This is a genomic window from Dysgonomonas sp. HGC4 (assembly GCF_001261715.1).
GTDB lineage: Bacteria > Bacteroidota > Bacteroidia > Bacteroidales > Dysgonomonadaceae > Dysgonomonas_A.
Genome location: NZ_CVRU01000143.1, coordinates 1 through 5327 on the forward strand (window position 1 = coordinate 1; position 5327 = coordinate 5327).

The 5327-nt window shown below is 29.9% G+C and carries 4 protein-coding genes; 3 read left to right on the plus strand and 1 reads right to left on the minus strand.

Annotated elements, in window-relative coordinates; genetic code table 11:
* Positions 1–86: 86 nt before the first annotated feature.
* Entirely contained in the window at positions 87–3677 is a 3591-nt protein-coding gene (locus HGC4_RS13810; protein WP_050710728.1) for a leucine-rich repeat domain-containing protein, read from the plus strand.
* Between the two features lie 302 nt (positions 3678–3979).
* On the plus strand, positions 3980–4390 hold the full coding sequence (locus HGC4_RS13815; protein WP_050710729.1) for a hypothetical protein: 411 nt from the start codon (positions 3980–3982) through the stop codon (positions 4388–4390).
* A 395-nt stretch (positions 4391–4785) separates the two neighbouring features.
* On the opposite strand, the gene HGC4_RS18695 is transcribed toward HGC4_RS13815, so the two are convergent.
* The gene (locus tag HGC4_RS18695; RefSeq protein WP_157258306.1) at positions 4786–4950 is read right to left on the minus strand and encodes a hypothetical protein; all 165 of its coding nucleotides are present in this window, start codon (positions 4948–4950) and stop codon (positions 4786–4788) included.
* Positions 4951–4994: 44 nt separating this feature from the next.
* Between HGC4_RS18695 and HGC4_RS18970 the strand changes: the two genes are divergently transcribed.
* Positions 4995–5327 (plus strand): hypothetical protein (locus tag HGC4_RS18970; RefSeq protein WP_221406878.1); only part of this gene is annotated, 333 nt, incomplete at its 3' end.

Sequence of the window (5327 nt, forward strand, 5' to 3'; positions counted from 1 at the left end):
GATATTATTAAAAAAATTGAGGCTCTATATTTTGTTGTGCTTTTTGTTGAGTAATTTAAAAATTTGATAAAATAAGAAATTGAGTTATGGTAAAGGACTTAGATATATTAAAAGAAATTGAAGGAAAATACAATGTCCATTTTGAAAGAGAAAAACCAGAGGATTATAGATACTTTTCCTATGAAATAGAAGATACCTATATCATAAGCCTAAACATATATATAAACTCTTCCGAAATGTATTTGGAGATAGTGAATTTGTTAAGCCAAATGCTTGAATTAAAATCTTTGTATTTAGATGGTACTGATATCTCTGATTTGTCAGTTTTAAAGCAGATTAACAAATTAACATCTTTGAGGATATCATCTGATACCCCTATTGATATTTCAGGTTTAACTGCATTAACACAAATGCTAGACCTTGATTTATCAATCAGACATTTATCAGACATATCCGTATTAAAGTCATTGGTTAATCTAAACTCTTTGAGATTATACAGAAATCATTTATCAGATATTTCGCCTCTAAAACAATTAAAGCAACTAAAACAATTAGAAATTGAAGACAACTTGGTTGAGAATATATATCCGCTAATAGGTCTAAAACAATTAAACTCTTTGATATTAAGAGAAAATCTCATAACGGATATATCCCCATTACAACAATTACATCAGTTAACTTATTTAGATTTGGATGAAAATCCGATATCTGATATTTCATATTTATCAAGGCTAACTCAATTGACCTCTTTGAGCTTATCAAATAATAAAATTTCGAATATTTCCCCTCTAAAAAGACTTATTAATCTCACATCATTATATTTAGGTAGAAACCAAATCTCAGACATAAGCCCACTATCTGATTTAGACCAATTAACTGATTTATATATTGATAGTAATGAAATAGATGATATATCCATATTATCCAAGCTGAAAAATTTAGAAGATCTTGATTTAGGTCACAATAAAATAACAGATATATCTGTTCTAGCTAATCTAACCAATATAACAACACTGAATATTCAGAATAATTTTCCTATAGACATACTACATATTTCAAATCTCTCAAAAATAACTAGCTTAGAATTAGCCCATTGTATGTTATCTGACATTCAACCTTTAAATGCATTATTAGAATTAGAATTATTGGATTTATCCAATAACTTAATTTCGAATATTGATGCTTTAAAGAGTTTTCCTGATCTTACATCCTTACATATAGGAGATAACAAGTTGTCCGATATAACTGTGCTGGTAAACAATAAGAAATTAACTTATTTATCATTAAATAATAATCTCATTTATGATATTTCTGCTTTATCTGAATTAAAAGAACTAACATATTTAAATATACATGACAATCAAATATCTGATATCTCACCCCTCAAAGATTTAGAAAAAGTAAATGAGCTAGATGTATCAAGCAACAAAATTGAAGAGATATCATTTCTTCTAGAAATGGTATCAATAAAGAGTCTCAATCTATCCAAAAACTTAATAAAGTCTCTTACAGATAAAATACTCGAGTGGGAAATCATTTGGGATAATTCTTATAAATATAACCTTAAGAAGCAAATTAATTTAGAACAGAATCCATTATCTGACCCTCCTATTGAAATCTTAAAACAAGGAAAAAATACCATTCAACGCTATTTTTCAAGAAAAGAGTTAGAAGAGTTTTCCTCTATACATGAAGCTAAATTAATACTTGTAGGAGATGGGGCTGCTGGAAAAACCTCTTTACAGAGAAGATTAATTGACGAAAACATTCCTTTACCTACAGCAGATAAGAGAACTAGAGGCATAGAGATATGCAATTGGAGTTTTAAAGATGGATTTGTTGCTCATATCTGGGACTTTGGTGGACAGGATGTGTATTATCCTGTTCATCGCTTTTTCTTAACAGAAAATTCTGTATTTGTTTTACTAGCTTCAACACGAAAGGAACAGCATAATTTTGATTATTGGATACCAACCATTTTTCAATTTGGAGGTTGTAGCCCTATTATTATAGGACAGACTTGTCATGATGGAAATATAGTATCATGGAATGATATAAACAATTACATTAGTGAACCCTGCTTTAATATTATAAAGTCTAAAGGTCTGCCATATTTTGAATTAAACCTCGTACATGAGAACAAAGGATTAAATGATATAAAACAAGAAATAATTCATCAATTAACGTGTTTACCTCATTGTAATAAAGATATCCCCAAATCATGGATTAATATACGAGGAGCTCTCGAGGAGGAATCAAAGAAAACCCCTTGTATTTCATATGACAGATTTAAAGAAATATGTGAGAATGTTTCCCCTCAGACATTTATAATATCTTTAGACTTTAAGGACTGTTCTTCTTTTTTGCATAATATTGGTGTTATCCTTTGGTATTCAAACAACAAGATTTTGAAAGATTGGATTATACTTCGACCAGACTGGGCTATGCATGCTGTTTATAAAATAATTGATGATGAAATAATTCAACATCGAAGAGGGCATATAATATCATCAGACTTTAATCGCTTATGGGATGATGAATCATATGAAGGTAAGCATTCAATTTTAAAACAAATGCTAGAAGTTTTTAGGGTTGCATTTCCTAAAAAACATATGTTAGATGACTATATTATTCCTGCTCGTTTATTTTCAATTCCCAGTAATAAGCAATGGGGTAAAGAGCCTTGTCTTAAATTAGAGTATGAATATCCTTTTATGCCTCGAGGAATATTAAATCAGGTAAGTGCAGAATTAAGTCGCTATATCATATTAAGTGAGAATGATGAGGATGAAGTTTGGAATAATGCTGTAAATTTTATATTTGATGACACATATTGTCAAGTAGAAGAGTTCTTCTTTGAGAAGAAAATAGTAATCAAAGCCAAGGGCAAAGATGCTCGAGGTTTAGCTATGGTTATCATGAATGCCCTAGACTGTATCACAGATAGTTATAAAGGAGTAATCCCTAAAATATATGTTCCATGTACTTGCTCTGAATGTAAGAAAGGAGAACATCAAAGTCGTTTTTCATATAGTGATTTACAAAGATTTTCAAAAAAAGAAAGGAAAGATGTATATTGTAATGAGTCTGGCGACAAGTTAATTATTGATGACTTGCTATATAATGCAGGTTTTCTTCAACAAGTAAATTTAATAAATAAAAAGATGGAAAAGCAGATTCTAACAATTCGTGTATTCTTAGCTTCCTCTTCTGAGTTAGAGGTAGATAGAAAAGAGTTTGAATTATTTATAAATAGAGAAAACAAAGAACTTATAAAAAGAGGCTTGTTTCTCCACTTAGAAATTTGGGAGGACTTTCTTGATTCAATATCCAAGACCAGATTACAGGATGAATATAATGATGCGGTAAAAGCTTCTGATATATTTATTAGTCTTTTTTTCAGTAAAGCAGGCATCTTCACTGAAGAAGAGTTTGATACAGCATATGGACAATTCTTAGATACAGGAAAACCTTATGTCTACACATTCTTTAAAGATGCTCCAATCAATACAAGTGAAATAAATAGTAGCATAACTAGCTTGCTAAATTTTAAAACAAAGCTTAAAAATCTAAATCATTTTCCCACAGCATATACATCAATAGAAGATTTAAAACTGAAATTCAGAAAGCAATTAGACAAACTATTACCTGAATTTATAGATGATGTTCCATTCTAATTTAAGCAAAGTATAGCTATTGCTAAAAGTATATTGTTCTCCAAATTTTATTTTTTATAAAATTTCCAGAGAGTCAATATTTCCTTTGAAGTATATACAAATATGAATGCCCCCATATCAACACCTTCCAATTTTTTAGATAAACAAGCTCCCCCTGCCATTTCTTGTAAAAAGTAAAAATTTGGCAGGGGATTATTTTATTTACTTTTCTAACCATCCTTCAACCCTTACTAATTGTTGGTGAAAGATAATCTTTCATTGTGAGAAATCTCACTTAAAATCAACTTGCAAAAATTAGTATTATGGTAACAATTGTAGGATTCAAACAATGTGAATCAAAAGATGGTAAACAATTTGTAGCATTAGAAATTCAGGGAGAACTAAGATTAATTCAGTCTGAAACAACAGGTAAGTTTTACCTTACAGCCAACAAAACAAGTATCTCAACCTCATTCCCTTTACAAGTATGCCAAACCTTATTAGGTAAGCAATTACCGGGTAATGTAGATAAAGTAGAATGTGAGCCTTATGAGTATGTAAATAAAGAAACTGGTGAGGTTCTAACCTTGTTCCATACTTATGTGTATTCATCAGAAAAAAAGGCTATACTGAACCATTCTATGCAGCCTAGCTATATTCAAGAGCCTTTCATTCAACAAAATCAAGCCTCCTTAGGGCAGTTTAGTTTGTCTGGGGTAATTGGTGCAGCATAATAACAAATAGTACCTCAGACCTTCTTATATTAGGTTTGAGGTATTATGTTTTTGTGTTCCTGTCCAGAAAATAGGAATATACTATATATAGGGATTCCTAAAAAGTGGACAAGTCTAGGTATGTATATTTCTTAGGATTAGATAATATGTGAATGCAAGGAACTCACATATCCACCATTTTACAATAAAATCATCATTAGATAAAAATCCAACATTATATATTACATAGACTTTTTCTCCAATTCTAGACACTTGAAAAAGATAAATAAGCCCATGCCTCATGCTCTAATTTGACATTCTCTTGAACAGATAGTTTTGTTATCAACAATAATTTATATTTTTGTTGAACTAACACTAATTGTTTGCTTATGAAGAAATAAAAATTTAGAACATAATTAATATAAAGCATTTTGCTTTATTACTGATGGTTTCAGAAAATCGCCAATTTTTAGAGACAGCCATTGAAGTAATAAGTGAATGTTCATGTTATAGGCATGGGCTTCCTTATTGTGGCTGTGGGTGTTTGGCGATACCTCTGAAACTAGTAAGGTGAGTACCATGCCTTAATTGTTTTATCATGGTGCATATAGTCAATACAATAATTATGAAAAGAACAATTTTACTATTAATCATTTTATGTTACGGTTTTACTGTAGCTCTTTCACAAAGTCAAAATTCTCTTTATGGAACTTTTTATGATGATAATGCTTTGAAAAATCCTACAACTATTCGATTTCACATTTCTTATTATGATAAGGACAATCAGAGATATAAGCATACAGGATCAATAAACCTTAATGATGGGAGATATGAAAATCAGATGCTCTTAAATTTTAGCTATAATTATAATGGGAGGTATGTCACAATAACAAATGATGATAGTTTTCTTATCCTAAATAAAATCAAACCACTAGTTTCTTATACTATAAGGTTTACA